18 protein-coding genes and 1 pseudogene are annotated in these 21,315 nt (G+C 39.0%); 17 read left to right on the top strand and 2 right to left on the bottom strand.

Annotated features, from left to right (window positions below; genetic code table 11):
* Positions 1 to 82 precede the first annotated feature (82 nt).
* From RI196_RS18100 to RI196_RS18075, 6 genes are all read left to right on the top strand, one after another.
* Positions 83 to 598 carry a DUF4879 domain-containing protein gene (locus RI196_RS18100; RefSeq protein WP_311066686.1) on the top strand — a complete coding sequence of 172 codons (516 nt, stop codon included), beginning with the start codon at positions 83 to 85 and terminating at the stop codon, positions 596 to 598.
* A gap of 6 nt (positions 599 to 604) precedes the next feature.
* The gene (locus RI196_RS18095; RefSeq protein WP_066251453.1) at positions 605 to 958 is read left to right on the top strand and encodes a YolB family phage-derived protein; all 354 of its coding nucleotides are present in this window, start codon (positions 605 to 607) and stop codon (positions 956 to 958) included.
* Between the two features lie 239 nt (positions 959 to 1,197).
* Positions 1,198 to 2,103, top strand: coding sequence for a carbon-nitrogen hydrolase family protein (locus tag RI196_RS18090; RefSeq protein WP_311066685.1), 906 nt, complete (start codon positions 1,198 to 1,200; stop codon positions 2,101 to 2,103).
* Entirely contained in the window at positions 2,069 to 2,737 is a 669-nt protein-coding gene (locus tag RI196_RS18085) for a GNAT family N-acetyltransferase (protein ID WP_311066684.1), read from the top strand. The genes RI196_RS18090 and RI196_RS18085 overlap by 35 nt, the downstream gene beginning before the upstream one ends.
* Positions 2,738 to 2,984: 247 nt before the next feature.
* A complete protein-coding gene (locus tag RI196_RS18080; protein WP_311066683.1) occupies positions 2,985 to 3,530 on the top strand; it encodes a hypothetical protein in 546 nt (181 codons plus the stop codon).
* A gap of 442 nt (positions 3,531 to 3,972) precedes the next feature.
* Positions 3,973 to 4,422, top strand: a complete 450-nt coding sequence (locus RI196_RS18075; protein ID WP_063389118.1) for an SgcJ/EcaC family oxidoreductase — start codon at positions 3,973 to 3,975, stop codon at positions 4,420 to 4,422.
* 275 nt (positions 4,423 to 4,697) lie between these two features.
* On the opposite strand, the gene RI196_RS18070 is transcribed toward RI196_RS18075, so the two are convergent.
* Positions 4,698 to 6,269: a bifunctional metallophosphatase/5'-nucleotidase gene (locus tag RI196_RS18070; protein ID WP_311066682.1), complete on the bottom strand. Its 1,572-nt coding sequence runs from the start codon at positions 6,267 to 6,269 to the stop codon at positions 4,698 to 4,700.
* 188 nt (positions 6,270 to 6,457) lie between these two features.
* Between RI196_RS18070 and RI196_RS18065 the strand changes: the two genes are divergently transcribed.
* The 5 genes from RI196_RS18065 (at position 6,458) to RI196_RS18045 (ending at position 11,909) form a co-directional block, all read left to right on the top strand.
* On the top strand, positions 6,458 to 7,399 hold the full coding sequence (locus tag RI196_RS18065) for a phosphate/phosphite/phosphonate ABC transporter substrate-binding protein (protein ID WP_133309174.1): 942 nt from the start codon (positions 6,458 to 6,460) through the stop codon (positions 7,397 to 7,399).
* Between the two features lie 114 nt (positions 7,400 to 7,513).
* Positions 7,514 to 8,305, top strand: coding sequence for a phosphonate ABC transporter ATP-binding protein (phnC, locus tag RI196_RS18060; protein ID WP_311066681.1), 792 nt, complete (start codon positions 7,514 to 7,516; stop codon positions 8,303 to 8,305).
* Complete coding sequence (gene phnE, locus RI196_RS18055; RefSeq protein WP_311067379.1) at positions 8,289 to 9,080, top strand: phosphonate ABC transporter, permease protein PhnE; 792 nt, start codon at positions 8,289 to 8,291, stop codon at positions 9,078 to 9,080. The genes phnC and phnE (RI196_RS18055) overlap by 17 nt, the downstream gene beginning before the upstream one ends.
* The gene (gene phnE / locus RI196_RS18050) at positions 9,074 to 9,877 is read left to right on the top strand and encodes a phosphonate ABC transporter, permease protein PhnE (RefSeq protein ID WP_375293581.1); all 804 of its coding nucleotides are present in this window, start codon (positions 9,074 to 9,076) and stop codon (positions 9,875 to 9,877) included. Before phnE (RI196_RS18055) ends, phnE (RI196_RS18050) begins: the two co-directional genes overlap by 7 nt.
* 109 nt (positions 9,878 to 9,986) lie before the next feature.
* Positions 9,987 to 11,909 (top strand): motility-associated ABC transporter substrate-binding family protein, encoded by a 1,923-nt coding sequence (locus RI196_RS18045; RefSeq protein WP_311066680.1) that lies wholly within the window; start codon positions 9,987 to 9,989, stop codon positions 11,907 to 11,909.
* Positions 11,910 to 12,197: 288 nt separating this feature from the next.
* Here the strand turns inward: RI196_RS18045 and RI196_RS18040 are convergent.
* Positions 12,198 to 12,509, bottom strand: a pseudogene (locus tag RI196_RS18040) (IS256 family transposase); the annotation flags it as partial.
* A gap of 312 nt (positions 12,510 to 12,821) precedes the next feature.
* On the opposite strand from RI196_RS18040, the gene RI196_RS18035 reads away from it, so the two are divergent.
* The 6 genes from RI196_RS18035 (at position 12,822) to RI196_RS18010 (ending at position 21,096) form a co-directional block, all read left to right on the top strand.
* Positions 12,822 to 13,631 carry an ATP-grasp domain-containing protein gene (locus tag RI196_RS18035; RefSeq protein ID WP_063389112.1) on the top strand — a complete coding sequence of 270 codons (810 nt, stop codon included), beginning with the start codon at positions 12,822 to 12,824 and terminating at the stop codon, positions 13,629 to 13,631.
* A gap of 639 nt (positions 13,632 to 14,270) precedes the next feature.
* The gene (locus RI196_RS18030; protein WP_063389111.1) at positions 14,271 to 14,612 is read left to right on the top strand and encodes an IDEAL domain-containing protein; all 342 of its coding nucleotides are present in this window, start codon (positions 14,271 to 14,273) and stop codon (positions 14,610 to 14,612) included.
* A gap of 900 nt (positions 14,613 to 15,512) precedes the next feature.
* A complete protein-coding gene (locus RI196_RS18025) occupies positions 15,513 to 17,441 on the top strand; it encodes a sigma-54-dependent Fis family transcriptional regulator (RefSeq protein ID WP_144597642.1) in 1,929 nt (642 codons plus the stop codon).
* Between the two features lie 205 nt (positions 17,442 to 17,646).
* The gene (locus tag RI196_RS18020; protein WP_144597639.1) at positions 17,647 to 18,636 is read left to right on the top strand and encodes a thiamine pyrophosphate-dependent dehydrogenase E1 component subunit alpha; all 990 of its coding nucleotides are present in this window, start codon (positions 17,647 to 17,649) and stop codon (positions 18,634 to 18,636) included.
* Between the two features lie 25 nt (positions 18,637 to 18,661).
* Positions 18,662 to 19,681, top strand: coding sequence for an alpha-ketoacid dehydrogenase subunit beta (locus RI196_RS18015; RefSeq protein ID WP_144597637.1), 1,020 nt, complete (start codon positions 18,662 to 18,664; stop codon positions 19,679 to 19,681).
* Between the two features lie 29 nt (positions 19,682 to 19,710).
* Complete coding sequence (locus tag RI196_RS18010) at positions 19,711 to 21,096, top strand: dihydrolipoamide acetyltransferase family protein (RefSeq protein ID WP_144597635.1); 1,386 nt, start codon at positions 19,711 to 19,713, stop codon at positions 21,094 to 21,096.
* Positions 21,097 to 21,315: the final 219 nt, after the last annotated feature.

The following is a 21,315-nucleotide window of genomic DNA, read 5'->3' as shown; positions in this document are numbered from 1 at the left end:
GTTTATTAAAGGCGGATGTGAGGTCAGAATACTTCTTGTTAAATTTTGTTTTTATATTAAAAATATTCCAGTTTATACCGATATGAAAAATGGAAATTTTATAAAATATGGAGGAGGTTATTATGAAAAAAATTGTCGGAGTTATTTTTACGCTGGCTGTTCTATCATTTTCGTTCGTATTTGCATTCTTTCCTGCAAAAACTTCAGCTGCATCCGCACCACCATTAACGGATTTACAGATAATTGGTATTACGTCGGATGGAAAGATAATGAATGGGAAATCATTTCACCAAATCAATTGTCGGCAATCACTCCTTTAAAAGGGAGAAACATAAGAATTGCCATTTATGTTGAAGGTACTGAGCGTCCAGGCTTTCTTAGAATATATAATGGTGGAAGGGATATTACTTCTCAAACTCGTAAACCTTTAGCGGATGAACCTTTATCAGGATCTGACAAAATTGTGTATGGGTGGATCAAATATTATGAAATACCTATGAGGCTATTGACTACAGAATCGATCAGCATTTCAGCGTTAGATTATTTTTCAAATAAAACACTTTATGATCACATAAATTTTACAATTGTTAGGGAGTGATCTTATATGAATATTACTGAAACTCAATATTTTGCTGCTTATACGCAATTGACGCTTGTAGCTCCGTTCAAAAAACATTTGGAAACAGGCAGCCCTTATGGCAACGAGACCAGAGAAGAATACAACAGCAAAATGGATTTTTATGAATTTATGGACGCAATAAAGGAAGGGAAAATTGTAAATGAAGATTTAGCCAGAGAAACGTCTCATTTCCATAATAAAATTTTGGATGATAAGATGAGGTATGGTGGAGATCCATTTTTCAATGCTGAAGTAGCAAAAATTATTCAAAAAGCATTTAAACTCGGTTTAGTCGGAAAAAACGAAGAACTTATTGCCAAATACGAGCAAAGCATTTAAAAATGGAATAAAACAAGCCGCTTGAACGCCAAATCACCGGCAGTCAAACGGCTTGTTTTCGTTTTGTCTGTTAATTTTGAGTGAATTATTTCACTTCTAAATAAATAGTTCAAGTATTCTCTTTTGTTCCAGCAAAATGCTTTACACAAAATCAAATTAAATTAAAATAAACTGGTTTTATGTTATACTTTGTTCAGTAATAAGCGGGGAACAGATTATGATGAAGGGAAAGAGGCTACATGAAAATACGTGTATCTGCTGTTCAATATCATCTTCATTCCATCGAAAGCTTTGAAGATTTTGCAAACCAAGTAACGCATTATGTGAAAACCGCAGAAGAGTTTGATGCTGATTTTGTTCTTTTTCCTGAATTTTTTACGACTCAATTGCTGTCCATTCCGAATCAAAAGCAGACGATTCAAAATTTACCTCATTATACGGACCGATATTATTCACTATTTACATCGCTTGCTAAAGAAACGGGCATGCATATTATTGGAGGCACTCATATTATCGAAAAAGAGGGACGATTGTATAATACAGCCCATTTATTTTATCCCGATGGCCGGATAGCTGAACAAGCGAAGCTTCACTTGACGCCGACGGAAGTGAAAGAATGGCATCTGACTCCCGGAGAAACGGTTCAAATATTTGAGACCGAAAAAGGAAAAATTGCCATGTTGACTTGTTATGATATCGAATTTCCAGAAATCGTTCGAATTGTACGAGGAATGGGAGCTGACGTTGTGTTCTGTCCGTCTTGTACAGATGACCGCCACGGATTTCAACGAGTGCGGTATACAAGCCACGCCAGAACGATTGAAAATCAAATCTATGTGGTGACAACAGGGACAGTAGGTTCGCTTCCTACCGTTGATTTTATGAGGGCAAATTTCGGCCAGGCAGCGGTCATTACTCCGAACGACGTCCCATTTCCGAAAAACGGGATTTTGATGGAGGGGGAAATAAACCACGATATGATTATTACGGCGGATCTTGATTTATCTCTCTTATACAAAGTGAGAGAAAACGGATCTGTCACCACTTGGAGAGACCGCCGCTTTGATTTATATCCTGATTTAAGTGTTCATGGACGAAAGGGGAATGGAGATGAGCCGCTACAGAAAGAGATTTTATCTGAATAATCAAGGCCGCAATGTCGAAGTGGTGATAAGGAATTATAATGAAGCAGATTTTGATGAATTAATTGAAATTCAAAAGGAAAGCTTTCCGCCGCCTTTTCCATCAGAACTTTGGTGGAATAAAGAGCAATTAACGAATCACGTGACATTGTTTCAGGAAGGCGCTTTATGTGTTGAGGTAGAAGGAACGTTAGCAGGATCGATGACATCTTTAATCGTGAATTTTGATCCCGCCCATCCTGATCATACTTGGGAAGAGATAACGGACAACGGCTATATCCGTAACCATGATCCGAATGGCAACACTTTATATGTTGTGGATATTTGCATCCGTCCGTCCCACAGAAAGCTGGATTTAGGAAAATGGCTTATGCAATCAATGTACGAAGTAGTTGTCCATAAAGGATTGGATCGCTTGCTCGGCGGCGGCAGAATGCCGGGATATTATAAATATGCGGATGAGATGTCAGCTGAACAATATGTCGATGCTGTCGTCAGCGGAAATTTAAAAGACCCGGTTATTTCATTCCTTCTCCGTTGCGGACGGACGCCTCTTGGAATTGTGGCTAATTATTTGGAGGATGAGGAATCCCGTAACTATGCTGTTCTAATGGAATGGAAAAATCCGTTTAAATAAGTAATTGAAAAAAGCTGCTTGAACGCCAATTATTGGTGATACAGCGGCTTTTTTTCATGCTCGCTCTCTGCTAATATTTTAAACTTGCATTCACATGGAATATGAGCCAGTTTCCATATCAAACTTCGGCTTTTTGGATCTGTACTTCCGATATGATCGTTCGGCATTTACATATTGCAGCCATTGCCTATTCACTTTTGCCTAAGGTAAAATCAAGCATAATAAGGCATGACTGGGGCGATAAATAGTGGATGAACGAACGAGGCATTATTTTGCGGAATTGCAGTCAAGTGATAAAAATGCGCAGTACGAAGCGTACAGCAGCATTATGAAGATCACTGAAGAAAAAGTCGATTGGGCGTATGAAGTATGGGATCAGCTGAAGGAAGAGCTGACAAGTAAAGACCCTCATAAGCGCTCGCGTGCTGCTCAGTTTTTAAGCCGCTTAGCGATCAGCGATCCCGAACAGCGAATGTTGGAGGATTTTCCTCAAGTTTGGGAAGTAACCTATGATAAAAAGTTTGTAACTGCCAGACATAGTTTGCAGGCTATTTGGAGGATTGGTTTAGCTGGGGAAAAGCAAAAAGAGATGGTTATCCGTCATTTGGCAGCCCGGTTTGACAACTGTGTTGACGAAAAACATGCGACACTTATTCGGTTCGATATTATTCAAGGGCTGCGAAACTTGTATGATAAAGTGCAGGATGAAGCGATCAAGCAGCTTGCCTTCGATTTAATTGAAAAGGAAGAAGATCCGAAATATCAAAAAAAATATGCAGCAGTATGGAAATAGAAAAAAAGAGCCGTCAGTAGCAACACTCCCAGTAAATGAATGGCAATATGATTGAAAGAATGATTGTTTGCTGATTATGTAGTGGCTTTAGAGGATCGGAAGGTATTTGCAGACTGTCTCAGGCATTCATCTCCAACAGATTAATTGAAGAACAAACATATTCTTACAATAACAGAAGGAAAAATAATGCCCTTTTAAAGTGATTGCACATCAAATAAATGCCGTTTGAAGTGAAAAAAGAAGAAAATTTTCATTTTGAAGTATTATACGCTGTCAAGCTTCTATAAAAAATGCTTTTGATCATTCGTCTCAGCGTTTCAAAGCAGAGGTTTCAAAAGAAAAAACTGCACGTAAATATTAAATCGGCAACATTTTATAAAAAATAATTTTTCAGTTGATTGGCTATCATAGAACAAAGAATTACATTTCGGAGTGATAAACGATGGAAAATTCTCAAATAAATGAAGTTCAAGAGCTGTACCAGCAACTAATCAATGCGTGGAACAATCGAACTGCTAGCGGAATGACGGATCTGTTTACTAAGGATGGCGAAAGCATTGGTTTCGATGGCAGTCAGTCGATTGGACGCGATGAAATATTCGCACATCTCCAGTCCGTCTTTGAACACCACCAGACAGCTAAATTTGTCAGCAAAGTGAAAAATGTCCGGTTTCTAGCTCCTGATATCGCTATTTTACGAGCGATTGCCGGTATGGTTCCTCACGGCCAGTCCGATTTAAATCCTGATGTGAACACTCATCATACACTTGTTGCAGTGAAAACGGAAGGAATTTGGCGTATTCAACTTTTTCAAAATACTCCAGCCCAGTTTCATGGCAGACCTGAATTGGTTGAACAAATGACCGAAGAGTTAAGACAGCTGCTTAAATAATCCATGTCCTGTTCAGGGGAATGGTGAAATATACTTTCATGCAAAAAGAAGATTAGGAAAATCCTAAATCTTCTTTTTTGATGTGTGCGAATAAAACGCTTCACATTTTCATAACGAAAAAATCATTTTTATATAATCATCGTTGATATCAAATTTGTTATTAATGACTTTTTGTTGCTGTAAGCCTTTGTGATATTTGGACAAGTATTCTTTGATACCTATTAGTGGCATTTGTTTTAAATAAAAAGCGGGCAAATCGGAAAATGCTTTTACTACTATAAAACTACCCTCCAATTATGATTGCAAGCTGCGATGATAGTTTTGTGCTCTAATATGTAGTTGGCAATGAGTTCGGTCATGTCGATGGGGATATTTTTAACGATCGGTTTTTCTTTAAACATATCAAAATTGCCTGTTCCACCTGCGCGGTAGCTGTTCATGACGACATCATATTCTTTGTCAAGCTCCAATGGGCTGCCGTGATAATTTAGCTTCACAACTCGTTGGCCAACTGGATTAGAGATTTTTAATTCGTATTCAATTCCTTCCCACATATCATAATTGTAATGCTGCGGTTTAGGATATAAGAAAGCGGGATTGACAGAGATTGTTCCGTTTTGAACCGTAAAATACTTGGCGCTTTGCTCTAAAGCATCTTTAATATCTTGGCCGCTGATGCGGATGACAGTTAATGTGTTCGGATAAATATAATTGGAAACAATATCGCGCATTGTAACATGTTGTTTGAATCCAGGCAAGTCATTATTGAATAAGGCAGTGGCAGAAATATCAACTTTGGCTGTTTCCATTTGCACCTTATTGATAAATTCTATAAAAGGATTGTCTTGTAATCGGGTCTTCAATGGATCAGATACGGTCATGTCACCAATAACGGTTCCGATCGGCTGATCCAGCCATTTTTGCGTTTCTTGTTCAATATCGGATATCAATGCCAAAACATCTTGATTCGCTTCCATTTTTTCATCAATTTTGATTAAGTTGAAATGACTAACGATTGCGGGGCTGTTTCCATTTGCCTTCTGTCTAACTTTCATCGTCACTTCACCCAAAAATTGCCCCAGATGGCTTGGCTGAATGATTGTGATGCCGTTTAGTTTATCTGCGAGTGGGCGGTGCTGATGGCCTGTGATTAAAATATCAACACCCTCTAGTTCTTGGCACATTTGGTATGCTTGGTTTTCTCCTGTCAGCTGTTCTATAGGCTCTCCAGTTTGTAGATCTCTTTCAAATCCCCCATGATATGAGACGATCATCACATCTGGTTTTTCTTTTTGGCGAATATCGCTCACCCATAATTTAGCCGTTTGCAATGCATCTTTGAAAACAAGTCCCTCAATATTTCGCGGCTCTTCCCAATTAGGGATGAAATGAGTGGTTATACCAAGTACAGCAATTTTGACTCCGTCCAATACCTTGACGAGATAAGGTGTTCCAAAAGCGGGCTCTCCTGTTGTTTGCTTCAAGATATTAGCGGACAGCCAAGGAAAAGCTGATTGATCAATCGCCTTTTGTAAATAACTTCGTCCATAATTAAATTCATGATTTCCCAATACGCATGCATCATATTGGAGATCATTCATAACTTGAATCATCGGATTTTCACTGTCGGGCCTGTTTTTTGCATGGTAATAAGTCAACGGGCTTCCTTGAATCAAGTCTCCATTATCAAGTAAAAGTACATAGCCTTTTTTTCTTTTTTCTTTTATAATCGTGGCTATTTTAGCCAGTCCGAAATTTTGTTCTTCTTTGTCTCTGTAATTGGTCGGGTAAATGTAGCCGTGAAGATCGCTGGTTACAAGCAGATGAATCGCAGTTTCTTTCTCCATTATTTTCCTCCTTCTTTTTTTTCATCATAACAAATCGTTGTAAAAATGAAATAGATAATTGAATGAAAAGAAATAATTTACAAAGTTAACAAAATATTTGTGATATTTTGTAACAAAATTTACAAATAATTAAAAATTTGGTGTTAAAATGGAAATTAGATTTTCAAAAAGATATGGGGGAAATTAATATGTTTAAAAAATTAGTAGCTTTTGGAACAATACTAGCTTTAACAGCGGTGGTCATCAGCGGATGCGGGGACTCCAGCAATTCCCAACAAACTAATAGCAGCAAAGAATCAGATGGATATATTCCGGAAACTCTTTCTGTACAATTTGTACCTTCTCAAAATGCAGATACATTGGAGGCCAAAGCAAAGCCGCTTGAAAAGTTATTGGGAGATCGTTTGGGTATACCTGTAGAGGTAAGTGTTTCAACGAACTATAATACCATTGTTGAAGCAATGGAATCCAAAAAAGTAGATGTAGGATTTTTGCCGCCAAATGCTTATGTGCTGGCGAAAGAAAGAGGAGCTGCTGAAGTAATTCTTCAAGCGCAACGTTACGGAGTGGATGATGAGACCGGGCAGCCAACAGATGAACTAGTAGACAATTACAAATCAATTTTCGTAGTGAAAAAAGATTCTGGTATTACTAGTGTGAAAGATTTAAAAGGAAAGAAAATCGCTTTTCAAGATGTCACTTCATCTGCAGGTTATGTTTGGCCGGCCGCAACGCTGATGGATAATGGGATTGATCCATTAAAAGATGTACAAGGAATAACAGTAAAAGGGCACGACCAAGCAATTATTTCTGTTTTGAACGGTGATGTCGATTGTGCGGTTGTTTTCCAAGATGCCCGCAATACCGTAGCAGGAGATTACCCAACTGTTTTCGAAGATACGAAAGTCATTGAGTTTACAGAACCGATTCCGAACGATACGATTTCCGTCCGTTCCGACATGAATTCGGAATGGATTGAAAAAATCAAGCAAGCTTTCATTGATATTGGAAAAGACGAAGAAGGGCATGCGATTATAAAAGACATTTACACGCATGAAGGCTACATAGAATCGAAAGACAGTAACTTCGATATCGTCAGGGAGTATGCTGAAAAAGTGAAAACTGAATAATTTATTTTCATAAAATATAGCCAGGCGAATCGTTCGTACTGGCTAATCCTCTATGAATAGATAAAGCAACGTCGGGATGTTTAGATAAATATTTAAAAAAGGTTGGTATGCAGAGTGATAGAATTTCATCGTGTTACAAAAATTTATCCTAATGGTGTAGTAGGATTGGAAAATATTGATTTGAAAATTGAAAAAGGGGAATTTGTTGTGATTGTCGGTTTATCTGGCGCTGGCAAATCAACGTTGCTACGTTCTATTAATAGATTGCATGAAATTAGTTCCGGAGAAATAACAATAGACGGGAAATCCATCACGAAAGCAAAGGGGAAGGAACTCCGCCGCATCCGTCGCGACATTGGGATGATCTTCCAAAATTTTAATTTAGTGAAAAGGTCGACTGTTTTACGAAATGTTTTATCTGGAAGAGTTGGCTACCATTCTACTCTCCGAACCGTTTTGGGATGGTTTCCAAAAGAAGATGTGGATTTGGCCATGAATGCTCTGGAACGAATGAATATTCTTGAAAAAGCGTACACCAGATCGGATCAGCTTTCAGGAGGACAGCAGCAAAGAGTGTCGATTGCTAGAGCTTTGGCGCAAAAAGCTAAAATCATTTTAGCGGATGAGCCTGTAGCATCTTTAGATCCTTTGACAACAAAACAAGTAATGGATGATTTAAAAAAGATCAATCAAGAGTTAGGAATAACGCTTGTTGTCAACCTGCACTCGGTCGATTTAGCTAGACAATATGCCACAAGGATCATCGGCCTGAAAGCAGGACAAATTGTGTTTGACGGATCTGCTAGGGAAGCGACAGATAAACGGTTTTCTGAAATATATGGAAAGCCTTTTGAGGTGGGAATAAATGAAACGGATAGAGAGTTTAAATATGAATCGATTAACTAAACAAGAAATTCCTAAAGCACCTACTAAAATAAAGCATTACTTGACAGCAGCGTTGATTGTGCTGCTGATCGGCTGGAGCGCCTATCAAACGGAAAGTTCTTTCATCGATTTTGTTGAAGGGTTTCCAAATATGTTTGATTTGCTTGTACAAATGTATCCTCCCAGCTGGTCATATTTTGATGATATTGTTCCGGCAATGCTTGACACATTCCGCATGGCGGTTATTGGGACAACGATGGGAGCTTTGCTTGCGGTCCCATTTGCTTTGTTATGCGCAAGCAACATCGCTGCCAGCAATTGGATTTATTACCCGTTCAGATTTATTTTAAATTTAATTCGTACCATTCCTGAACTTCTTTTAGCCGCTATATTTGTTGCGATTTTCGGATTGGGGCCATTACCAGGAATATTTGCATTAGCTGTTTTCTCAATGGGCATTATTGCGAAATTAACTTATGAAGCGATGGAAAGTATTGATAAAGGCCCATTGGAGGCGATGACGGCAGTTGGCGCCAATAAAATTCAATGGATCGTCTACTCTGTCGTTCCGCAAGTGTCCCCTTACTTTGTCTCTTATGTTCTTTACACCTTTGAAATTAATATAAGGGCTGCAGCTATATTAGGACTAGTGGGAGCAGGAGGAATCGGAGAATATTATGATAAAACATTAGGTTTTCTTGAATACGACAAAGTGAGTACAATCATTATTTTTACATTAATGGTTGTTTTGTTGATCGACCATATTAGTACTAAATTGCGGGAGAAACTATTATGAAGAGTGTTGCAAGACCAGTTAAACCAAAAAAGAACCGGTTCATGCTTTGGAGTATATATGTGTTGTTGGCTGTTATTTATATATGGGCATTATCCGGTATTCCAATAGAAGGATTTAAAGAAACGGCCGGCCAAATTACAAAAGCGATTTTATCCGGCATTCTTTCTCCTGATTGGGGATATGTTTACTTGCCCGAAGGCGAAGATCTGCTCCGAGGGCTATTAGATACATTAGCGATTGCCATATTAGGCACATTTATTTCAGCTTTTCTATGTATACCGTTTGCTTTTTGGGCTGCTAACAATATGACGAAAGGGAAGATTGCGGCAGGAACAGGAAAATTTATTTTAAGCTTTATCCGGACATTTCCGGAACTAGTGATGGCGTTGTTATTTATTAAAGTAGTAGGCCCTGGCTCTTTTGCCGGTGTGTTGGCGCTCGGACTCCATTCCATCGGGATGCTTGGCAAATTGTTTTCAGAAGAAGTGGAAAATATTGATTTCGGACCAATTGAAGCTTTGAAAGCAACAGGAGCAAGCGGCTTGCAAACGCTGTGGTTTGCCGTTGTTCCACAAATCATTCCTGGGTTTATCTCTTACACCTTATATCGTTTTGAAATTAACCTCCGTTCCGCAAGCATTTTAGGAATCATCGGTGCAGGCGGAATCGGTACACCGCTTATATTTGCCATGCAGTCTCGCGACTGGAGTCGTGTCGGTATTATTTTATTAGGAATCATTGCCATGGTTACGATCGTCGATATCATTTCCGGCTATTTGCGCAAGAAGGTGGTTTAGCAGATGCTCATAAGGCAGCAATGTATATCGAAAGCTCCAGCAATAGCGGCTGAACTCAATAAAAGGCTTTTGCCTCGTTGAGTTAATAAATTATGGAGGTAGAGTAATTATGAGAAAGATGCTGTTGCAGGGCCTTGTGGCAGTATTGGCGTTTTTTATTTTTGCTTTGGAAAACGTAACTGTAAGTGCAGAAGGTCCGAATGATCCGGCCCCAATCTTAGTTCCTAGCGATCCGAACGGCAAGAAAGTTTTGTTTGATAACAGCCATGGGCAAACAGCAGGCCAGTCCGATTGGGTGATTGATGGTGCATTTTCCGATTTTGCCAATGCATTGCTTGAAGCGGGATATACAGTGAAGGAGCATCGGAGTTTAGATCCACTTACTCTGGAGGATTTAGAAGGTTATGATGTTTTTATTATTCCAGAGGCACAAATTCCTTTTAAGAAGTCTGAACAAGATGCTATTGCCGAGTTTGCAGAACAAGGGGGAGGCGTATTTTTTATTGCCGACCACTATAATGCCGACCGAAATTTTAACCGTTGGGATTCAAATGAAATTATGAATGGTTGGCGCAGAGGGGCTTTTGATAATCCAACAAAAGGAATGGATCAAGGTGAACAAGCTGCAATGGCTGGTGTTGAAAGCACCGATTGGCTAAGTGAAGAATTTGGTGTAAGATTTCGTTTTAACTCGATAGATAACACAACAGCAAATGTGATTATACCATCTGATGAATCCTTTGGTATAACGAGTGGCATTGATGAAATTTCGATTCATGCTGGTTCTACACTGGCTATTATGAATCCTGAAATTGCTAAAGGGATTGTTTATTTGCCTGATGGGCTTACTGTAGAAGAAAACAAATGGAGCAATGCAGTTGACGAAGGGGTTTATTTTGGCGGCGGAATTCATGAAGGGCCCTTTGTAGCGATAGGAAAAAAGGAAAGAGGAAAGGCCGCTTTCATCGGCGACTCTTCTGTGGTGGAAGACAGCACCCCTAAATATAGAAATGAAGAACACGGAGGAGTCAAGAGAACGTACGACGGATTTACTGAAAAAGATAATGGCCAATTGCTAATGAAAATTGTCGAATGGCTGTCTCATAAAGAAAGTTATCTGACCTTCTCTGAACTTGATATACCGCTTGATCAGCCTTCACCAATATTAGAAATGGAGACCCCAGAGCATTCTGAGGAGCTGAAGCCGGAGCCTTGGCGTTCACCGAATGAAGGTTATCTTTGGTATGATCAATCGACATTTGCTGACGGTTCATTTGGCTCGGAAATGGATCCTCCAAAAGATATTAAATATAACATTGAAACCCCTGAATATTTGCCAACTGGCGGAGAACCTTTTCAAGTAACACTCAAATTAACAGATATGAAACCGGGACAAGTCATTGAAAATGGGGAAATTCAAGTATATTTAGAAGGTGGTACATCAATTTCGCAAGTTCGGCTTCCGAATGGAACATGGCCTACCACTTACGGTTATCAAAGTGTTGGGAGCATTCAAGCTAATCAGCATGGTGTGGCGGAAAAAGTACTGACAATGAGACTTAACCCAACGGTACAAGACGGAACAACAGGATATATTCGCCTTCGAATAGGGGCTGGAAACAACGTCTTCACCAAAACAGTCAATATCGGTCAGTCAATTGTTGAGACGCCGCCTGGCGGTGAAGAAAAATATCAATTGTTAACACCGAAATTCATTCCGCTCGGAGGTATACCATTTCCGGTAGAAGTGGTGATGAGTGGTTTAACACCTGGCCAAGCAGTATCAAATGGACAAATTCAAATATATTTGTCAGGCGGGCAAAGCATTTCGCAAATCCAATTTGAGGATGGAACATGGCCAATCACTTACGGTTATTTCAATATCGGCAAACTGACAGCAGATGAAAATGGAAAAGCAAAGAAAACGATCATGATGCGCATTAATCCAAATGTTTCGGCGTATGAAGCCTATATCCGTTTGCGCTTAGGTTCGGGCAATAACGTTCTCACGCAGAAGGTAACTATGAGATAGCCATTACAAATTGAAAATGTGTTAGTGTGTATCAGGTTTTTAGAACAGTATTTTGCAACGGCAACGGGGGTAATAATTATGTTTACATTACCCATTCGATAAGGTATCACTAAAATGTTATTCAGCTGAAAGAAGGAGATTGTCTCAAAACATAAGACTAAATATTTACTCTTATGTGTGGAAAAGCGGTGTTCCTTATATGCCCCTTTTTACATTATTTAGTTAATATAGGGACGGTTCGATAAGTCCTAATAAGATGAAGCCAGTATAGAAAAACAGCTCATTTTTCTATACTGGCTTTTGTATATGTTTACAATTTTTACTAGAAAACAGCTGGCGGATGACGGCTATCCCTTCATGAGCCTCGGCAAATTCTTGAAGCTTTCTCTCCGCCTATTTCTCATTAAAATCCTGAATTGTTTTCCTCAGCTTTTGAGCTCAAACTGTACATCGACTTCAAACGTTTCCGAATCTCCTTGATCGTCTGTTCGATTACATTGGTCGCATACATCACGCTCCGAATACTGACTGGATTCGTCCATAATTGTCAGAAGGACATCCAAGTCGTTGCCGCGATTGCGCCTCTCTCAGATATTTGGTAATGACGGAATGGCAGATCATAAAATATTGCCTGCGCCCCGGGAGCAATGGTGATACGCTTTCTCAGGCAGCACTGGCGGGATCACTATAAATAAAAACAAGGGGATTCCCTTTTTCCGCTTCAGAGTCGAAGTAATAGCAAAAAAGCATCCGCCTGTTCTACGTCCTTTCAAGATGCCATAATGAAGTAAAAAATTTCTCACGGCATTTGAAAGGGGAAACTATTGAAAATTTTATTTGCGAAAAATTCATGAAGATTCTATTATTTATGTTAGAAAATTGTTATATGTTTTGGAGTGTGGTCACGAATTTATGAAAATGGTTTCCTTTAATGCATACCGGACCATCGGAATTCCAGGTGTACACTATATAAAGCCTGACAATATGTTTAAAGAATTAGAAACCATTCGACAAGCGGATATTGTTCTTTTTCCTGAGACGTGGCAAGCCCCTGCTCTAGTATACGGATTAAAGAAAAAAATTTTCCCAAGCATTGAATCATTGCAGCTGGGCTTTAGCAAAGTAGAAATGACGAGAGCGCTGTGGACGGTGGCGCCTGAGCATGTTCCATATACGGAAATATTGGCGAGCACCCCAAGCAATATCGAAAAAGTATTAGAAACGTTCCCGTTCCCATTTGTTGCAAAGGAAGTCCGGAATTCAATGGGAAAAGGAACCTTTTTAATTAAAAATGAGTATGATTTTTATCAATATGCTAATCAAAATGATGTTTTGTACGTACAAGAATATTTAGAAAACGACGGAAAAGATTTACGCATTTGTGTCATTGGAAAAGATATTTTCACCGCCTATTGGCGGGTTGGGGCGGAAGGGGAGTTTCTCCACAATGTTGCCCAAGGCGGAAGCCTCTGTTTTGAATTTATACCGCAAGAAGCTTGTGATCTTGTTTTGAATGTCTCGAAACAATTGAACATTAATCATGCCGGCTTTGATGTGCTAATAAGCGGAGGGCATCTTTATATTCTCGAGTTTAATGTTCTTTTTGGGAATATGGGCATCACAAAAAGTGGCTTATCAGTTGAAAAAGCAATTTATGAATATTTATTAAGTGAATTTGTGCCGCCTTTTCCAACATCACCGACTACAAAAAAGGTTATTTAAATCAATAAATGCTAAATGTTCATTTTTGTAGATTCATAGTGATACTTAATAAGGAAAAGACGGAAGAAATACAATAGTTTTTCTTATCATAGAGTGGGAAGCGGCCAATTGGAAATTTTTGTTTTTTAAATGGGAAATACAGTATGAGATTGCTTGTGGATAGAGCGTGCGCCAGCTTTGGAAAAGATGTTTAACGGGCTTCCTTCGTCGATTGTGTACATGCTTCAGGAAGAGCATGTAAAGGTTCATTTGCATGAAGAATTATTTTAAAAAAACTTTTTTTCTCGCTATTGCTCAGCTGATCACAAAGGGTAGATTTTTTCATCTTTAAACGAAAGGACAGCCGAAAGTTGCACTTTCCTTCAATAACGATTTGCCGCACAAAAGGTAAAATTTGAGCCGGCTGTCTGATTTATGTTTCACATGGAACAAATGTGCTGAACGTTTGTCTATTGCAATAAATATGAAAACATTTATTATAAGTTATATATTTGAAAAAATGGAATTTTAAAATTTTTATTATTTCCCAGGTTAAATTGTTTGCGTTCCCTTTATTATCATGTAATAATTTCTGTTAACAACTAGATATTTAGTATTTCAAAACAGATCTCTATAATACTGCAAGTGGTGGTGTATAAAATGGAAGGAATCAATCAGTTGCCAGTGAAAGTAGGGGATTGGGTAAAAGGAAAAACAAAAAGCGGCGAATTTATTTACGGTTATGTTGAAACGATAGATTCATCACAAAAGATTATAAGAGTAAAAGTTATGGCTTGTGACAATGAAATCGTCGTTGGTAAAACAGTTGAAACATTAAATCATTGGGTAAAAAAATTGCCCGTATCTCCAATAGAAAATGAAGAGCAGATTAAAGCATTAATTGATTTAGCCTTGTTAACAAAAGATGAAAATTGGTTTATGGAGCTGTCCAACAAATTAAAACAATTAACGAAAGAAAAGGAGAAAGAAAACATAATATAAATGAATAGGACAGCTCCGATGATAATTTTTTCACAATAATTTTTATGATCGTTTTAATACGATTCACGTTCCCCCGTTATAACTTTATGTTATCCTCCCAGAATATAGAGCATTTTATTATTTCAATATATTATACTTCTTTCCCATTGCCAAAAACCTTTATTCTTTTATAGCTGCCCACATTCCTACATTGTATATATTTTTTATCAGCTCAATTCAGTTGTTATGTAATGAAGGAAGACGTTTGAAAAACATCATCATACTGATCAATATTTGTTCACAATAGGGAGTTCTGCTTACATATGCAGAAGAACCGGCGGCATTTTTCAAAGTGATCGTTGGAACGTCGTTTCGTCTTTTTTTGAAGCATACTAAAAAATCACTGATTTTAAACATTAAGAATTACCGTTTAAATGCCATGAAGCCGTTTCATTTAGAAAGAACAAGGCTTTGCCAAATCACCATTCGATCAAGTTAATAACTGGTAATACAATTTCCAAACATATGCATAACGGAAAAAAGAGAATGATTTGGCCTTCCGTGCAGCAGCAAATAAGGCTGATTCCAATCTTTTGGAATCGGTTTTTTTTATGACCAATTTTGTACAATTTTGTCGATGTGTCCAGTACGATCGGCAACTGTAAATTTCTGTATTTACGGGATATCAAAAGAAGGGAGCCCCAATTTCTCATGATTGAAAAAGCAAAAGGGGGTTTCCAGCATTTTTGATTTAAAAAGTTTCAAAATAAAAGGAGCTTCATTCAGTGGATCGCTAGTTCTCACAGCTTTTTTGTAATGCTACAATAAAGGAGAATATTAAAAAATACGATAAACATTGTAAGCTGGCATGTGATGCGATTGGACGGAGAAGCTTCAATCAACAATTGAAGGAGGTGTTTTATGATGAAGAAAAGAGAGTATGTCAAACAATGTTGGAAGCGCTTTATTTTTGAAAATAAGCTCGACGAAAAATTATCTCCCATTGTAAAAGATTCATGGATTCGTTCCAAAGAAATGGAAGTTGACCCTTTTCAGCGATACGGTCAAATAAAAAAAATCGAAATAGACCATTACAAGCCTTTAATTGAATGTTCGGTTCCGTTTATGGAAGGATTGTATTCAATCGTAAAGGGCTCGGGTTTTTTAGTGATTCTTTGCAACGAAAAGGGACAGTTGTTAAAATCAATTGGCGACGCTGATACGTTAAAGATGGCAGCTGATATTCAATTTGTGGAAGGTGCCGATTGGAGTGAACAAGCAATGGGAACGAATGCAATCGGCACTTCGATTGTGATCAATCAACCTGTACAAATATATGCTGAGGAGCATTATTCGGAAATTTGCCAGGCATGGACGTGTTCGGCCGCGCCCATTCACGATTCAAAAGGAAAGATAATCGGCGTATTAAATGTTTCAGGCCCATATGAAAAGGTTCATCCACATACTTTAGGCATGGTAGTGTCAGCAGTGAAAGCCATTGAGTACCAGCTGGAGCTGATTGAAAAGACAGAAAAAAACATTATGATGCAAAGATTTCTTGAAGCGACTACCAATAATATGAAAGAGAGCATCCTCATTTTCGATACGGAAGGGCTCATTATTAAAGTGAATGATCAATTAAAAAAGCTGCTTCAATTGAATCATTCTTGCCTGGAAGGGAAAAAGATCAGCGAAGTTTTTAGCAACAAATCGATTATTTCCAATCGCCCTCGACATCTTCAAAATCATGAACTGCACTTAAAAATAAAACAGTCAAACAAAGTTTTTCATGTTCTAGTTGATAAACTCCCCATTTATAAAGACAGCCAATGGATCGGTTCAATGATGATTATAAAAGAGATTCAAAAGATAAGACAATTTATTAATCATTTATCTGGCAATCAGGCGAAAATCACTTTTTCTGATATGATCGGGAAGCATCCTCAGTTTCTCCAAAAAGTAAACGAAGCGAAGCTAGCAGCAAAAACGGACTCAAATGTATTAATTTTAGGAGAAAGCGGTACGGGAAAAGAAATGTTTGCACAAGCGATCCATAATGAAAGCGACAGAAAGCATAAGCCTTTTATAGCCATCAATTGCGGCGGAATTCCTCGAGATTTATTAGGAAGCGAACTGTTTGGTTATGCGGACGGTGCTTTTACCGGAGCGAAAAAAGGGGGAAGTGCAGGAAAATTTGAGCTTGCCGATGGCGGTACGCTTTTTTTAGATGAGATTGGAGAAATGTCTTTGGAAATGCAAGTATTGCTTTTGCGAGTCATACAAGAAAAGGAAGTGGTGCGAATCGGCGGGCATAAAGTTTTGCCTGTTGATGTTCGCATCATCGCAGCGACGAACAAAAATCTTCGGGAAGAGGTCGAAAAAGGAAGCTTTCGGGAGGATTTGTTTTTCCGGCTTAATGTCATGCCGATCACTTTGCCGTCATTGCGAGAAAGAAAAGAAGACATACCGCTCCTTGTTCATCATTTTATTGAAAAAAATTGTGAAAAGTTAAATAAGCCTTTTCCTGAAATCAAACCGGATTTTTTTCAAGCGTTAATACATTATCATTGGCCGGGAAACATTAGAGAATTGCAAAATATAGTAGAAAGAACTTTAAACAAATTGACGAAGCCTGTTTTAACTATTAAAGATTTGCCTGAGGAAATTATAAAAACGGACTCCAAGCCAAAAGCGGAAACGGTGTTTATTCATCGAGATGAAATGAAAAAGCAGTCGATCTTGCAAGCTTTACGTCTATATAACGGCAACATCACAAAAGCTGCGCAATATTTAGGGATATCACGAAGCACTTTTTATCGGCAAATGCAAAGATTTCAAATCCCTTATTAATATCATTTTGTTTTATTTCGTATCAAATTGTATCATTGTGTCTCTAAAAAGCGTCCCAAAACGGGACGTTTTTTTGTAGCATAAGAAAATCTTATTCATTTTCAATGAAACTAAATATATCAATCACGAAAAATGTAGTTTGGCACAATTTTTGCATTTAACTATTTGAAACCGTTTTCTATTTTGGTAGAAGGGAGAGAATACATTGGCAATTTCTAAAAATGATCTTTTATGGATGTATGAAAACATGTACAAAATCCGTTATTACGAAGACAAAATGGCAGAAGCTTATACTGAAGGGAAGAATCCGGTTTTCAATATTGGGGCTGGTCCTGTTCCTGGCGAAATGCATTTGGCAACAGGGCAAGAACCGGCAGCCGTCGGCATATGTGTCCATTTGAAAAAAGAAGATACGGTTACGTCGCCTCACAGGCCTCATCATCATGCCATCGCCAAAGGCGTTGACCTAAATAAAATGACGGCTGAAATTTTTGGAAAAGAAACCGGGCTTGGCAAAGGTAAGGGAGGACATATGCATTTGTTTGATCCGGATGTCAAGTTTTCCTGTGGAGGAATTGTTGGAGCAGGAATCCCGCACGCCCTTGGCGCAGCACTAGCTGCTAAGAAAAAAGGAAAAGACTGGGTTGCGGTTTCATTTATCGGAGAGGGAGCCGCAAATCAAGGAGCTTTCCATGAGTCATTAAATATGGCAGCACTTTGGAATTTACCTCTTATTGTGGTGATTGAAAATAATCAGTACGGAATTTCTGTTCCGAAAACAGCATCGACATCTGTAGCATCCAATGATGTTCGTGCAGCTGCATATGGCATTAAAGGATATTACGTCAAAGACAACGATCCGATCAGCATGTACGAAGTATCAAAAGAAGCAGTGGAACGCGCCAGACGAGGCGAAGGTCCATCGATTATTGAAATTGAAACATATCGTTACTTGGGACATTTCCAAGGGGATCCGGAGCTGTATAGAGATAAAAATGAAGTGTCGCTTCTTCGGGATAAAGATCCGATCATACGCCTTCGAAATCTATTAATCTCTGAACAAAACATAGCGGAAAACGATCTTGACATCATTGAAAATAAAGCAAAACAGGAAGTAGACGCTGCTTATCAATTTGCACGCAGCAGCAATTATCCGAATCCGGAAGATGCTTTAAAAGATTTATACGTTTCGTAAATAAACAGGAAAGGGGTTATAAGCTGTGCAAGGAACAAAAACGCGCTTGTTAACGGGAAATAAGGCCATGGCGGAAGCGATTAAATTGGAGATGGAGCGAGATCCAAACGTGTTTGTCATGGGGGAGGATGTCGGAGTTTACGGGGGTATCTTCGGATCGACAGAAGGGTTATTTCAACAATTTGGATCAGATCGAGTGATTGATACCCCGATATCTGAAACTGCATTTATTGGAGCGGCCATTGGCGCAGCAACCGAAGGAATGCGGCCGATCGTTGAATTGATGTTTGTCGATTTCTTCGGAGTTTGTATGGATCAAATTTATAACCATATGGCAAAAATCCCTTATATGTCGGGCGGCCGAGTGAAGCTGCCAATCGTGTTAATGACCGCTGTTGGCGGAGGGTATAGTGATGCTGCTCAGCACTCTCAAACTTTGTATGCAACGTTTGCGCATTTGCCGGGAATGAAAGTGGTGGCTCCATCCACTCCATATGATTTAAAAGGGATGATGATTTCAGCCATTCGGGATGATAATCCTGTAGTCTTTATGTTCCATAAAACGCTGCAAGGCTTAGGATGGATGGATCAATTAGACGCATCAGTCGGTCATGTGCCGGAAGAAGCTTACACGGTGCCGCTAGGAAAAGCAAACGTTGTCAGGGAAGGGAAAGATATAACAATTGTAGGGATTCAAATGACGACTCATCATGCATTGGAGGCTGCCAAAAAGCTGGAGCAAGAAGGAATTGAAGCAGAAGTCATCGATTTGCGTTCACTTGTCCCGTTAGATCGTGAAACAATCCTGCAATCCATTAAAAAGACTCATCGATTACTTGTAGTAGATGAAGATTATTTATCATACGGCATGACGGCGGAGATCGCTGCCATAGCTGCAGAGGAAGGCTTGTATGACTTAGAAGCTCCGGTCAAACGATTGGCTGTACCAGACGTGCCGATTCCTTTCAGCCGCCCGCTTGAACAGTTTGTTTTACCGAATGCAGAAAAAATTTATCAAGAAGCTGTAAAACTCGTTAATGAATAAATCTACCATTTCTTTCACAGGAGGCCAACATGATTATTGAAATTAAATTGCCGCAATTGTCGGAAGAATATAATGAGAGCTTAATTGCATTTTGGCATGTGTCAGAAGGGGATGCGGTGGAGCAAAATGACATACTTGTTGAAGTTCAAACGGAAAAGGCGGTTTCGGAGCTGCATGCACCTGCAAGCGGAATCGTGAAGGAAATCCGCAAAAAAAGAGGAGATACAGCATCTGTTGGCGAAGTGCTTGCAACAATTGAAACAGCTGAACGCGACGGGCAGCCTGACATCAAACAAGAAGAAACGAATGAAAGATTGAAAGAACAAGAAAGATCGGAAGGACAAGCAGCGACGGAGCAAAAAGTCGAGAAAAAGGCGACGCCGCGCGTGAAGAAATTAGCGAAAGAGCTAGGGGTGGATTGGCGGCTTGTGGAGCCGACTGGTTTAAACGGGAAAGTAACGGAAGAGGATATTCGCAACGAGCACAAGAAAAGGGAAAAAGAGAAGCAAACAAATTCTTCATTCATAGTTGCCGCTCCATCCGTGCGCAAATTTGCAAGAGAACATCAAGTGAATCTTGAAGAGGTAACTCCATCGGGTCCAAACGGCAAAATATTAAAAGAAGATATTGAGGCCGTGATCAAAAGACGCAAAAATCAGCTGCATGAGATGGAAAGTCCGCAAAAAAATCCGAAGGAAGAAACAAAGATCAATTCGATACAAGATGAATATATTCCGCTTTCAAACATTCGCAAACTCATTGCACGTTCAATGGTTCATTCGAAAAAGACGATTCCGCATGTAACACATTTTGATGAAGTGAATGTTACAAAGCTTGTTCAGCATCGGCAAAGCGTAAAATCATTTGCGGAAGAGGAAGCAATCAAACTCACCTATTTAGCTTATGTTGTGAAAGCATTGACGATCGTTTTGAAAAAATATCCACAATTAAACGCTTCCTTTCATGAAGAACGTGAAGAAATCATTTTGAAGAAACAATACCATATCGGTTTTGCGGCTGATACAGACCGCGGTCTTGTCGTTCCGGTCATACGGCATGCAGACCAAAAAACATTATTTCAAATTGCTAAAGAAATTCACGAGCTTTCCCTAAAGGCAAGAGATGGTTCTATTCAAGCGGATGAAATGACAGGCTCTACATGTACGATATCGAATATTGGATCAGCTGATGGCGCATGGTTTACACCGATTATCAACCATCCGCAATCGTGTATTCTTGGCATCGGCCGAATCGAGAAAAAAACTGTTGTGGTCGATGATTCGATTGAAATTGCATCCATGATGGCGTTATCGCTCAGTTATGATCACCGGATTATGGACGGAGTGTTGGCACAAAAAGCATTGAACGAGCTAAAAAAATATTTGAACGAGCCAAATTTCATTTTTGTCAATTAATGTGGGTTTGAAGAAATATAGACAAATTGGGGCTGTTCAGACAGTCAAATCTCCATTGAAAACAAAAAACATCAAATATCAACGTTTTTAAAATTTTAAAGGGGGCCGTCTATAAGCCGAAAAAGTCTTATAGACAAGCCCCTTTGTCCTTCACAACAATTTTAAATTCTGCCCTTGAGACGTTCTTACTTTTTTTACTTATTTCAGATCAATTGAAAA

Origin of the sequence: Aeribacillus composti (assembly GCF_031760945.1) — a bacterium.
Classification (GTDB): domain Bacteria; phylum Bacillota; class Bacilli; order Bacillales; family Aeribacillaceae; genus Aeribacillus; species Aeribacillus composti.
Note: the sequence above shows the minus strand (reverse complement) of the source record. Positions and strands in the feature narration are given on the sequence as shown.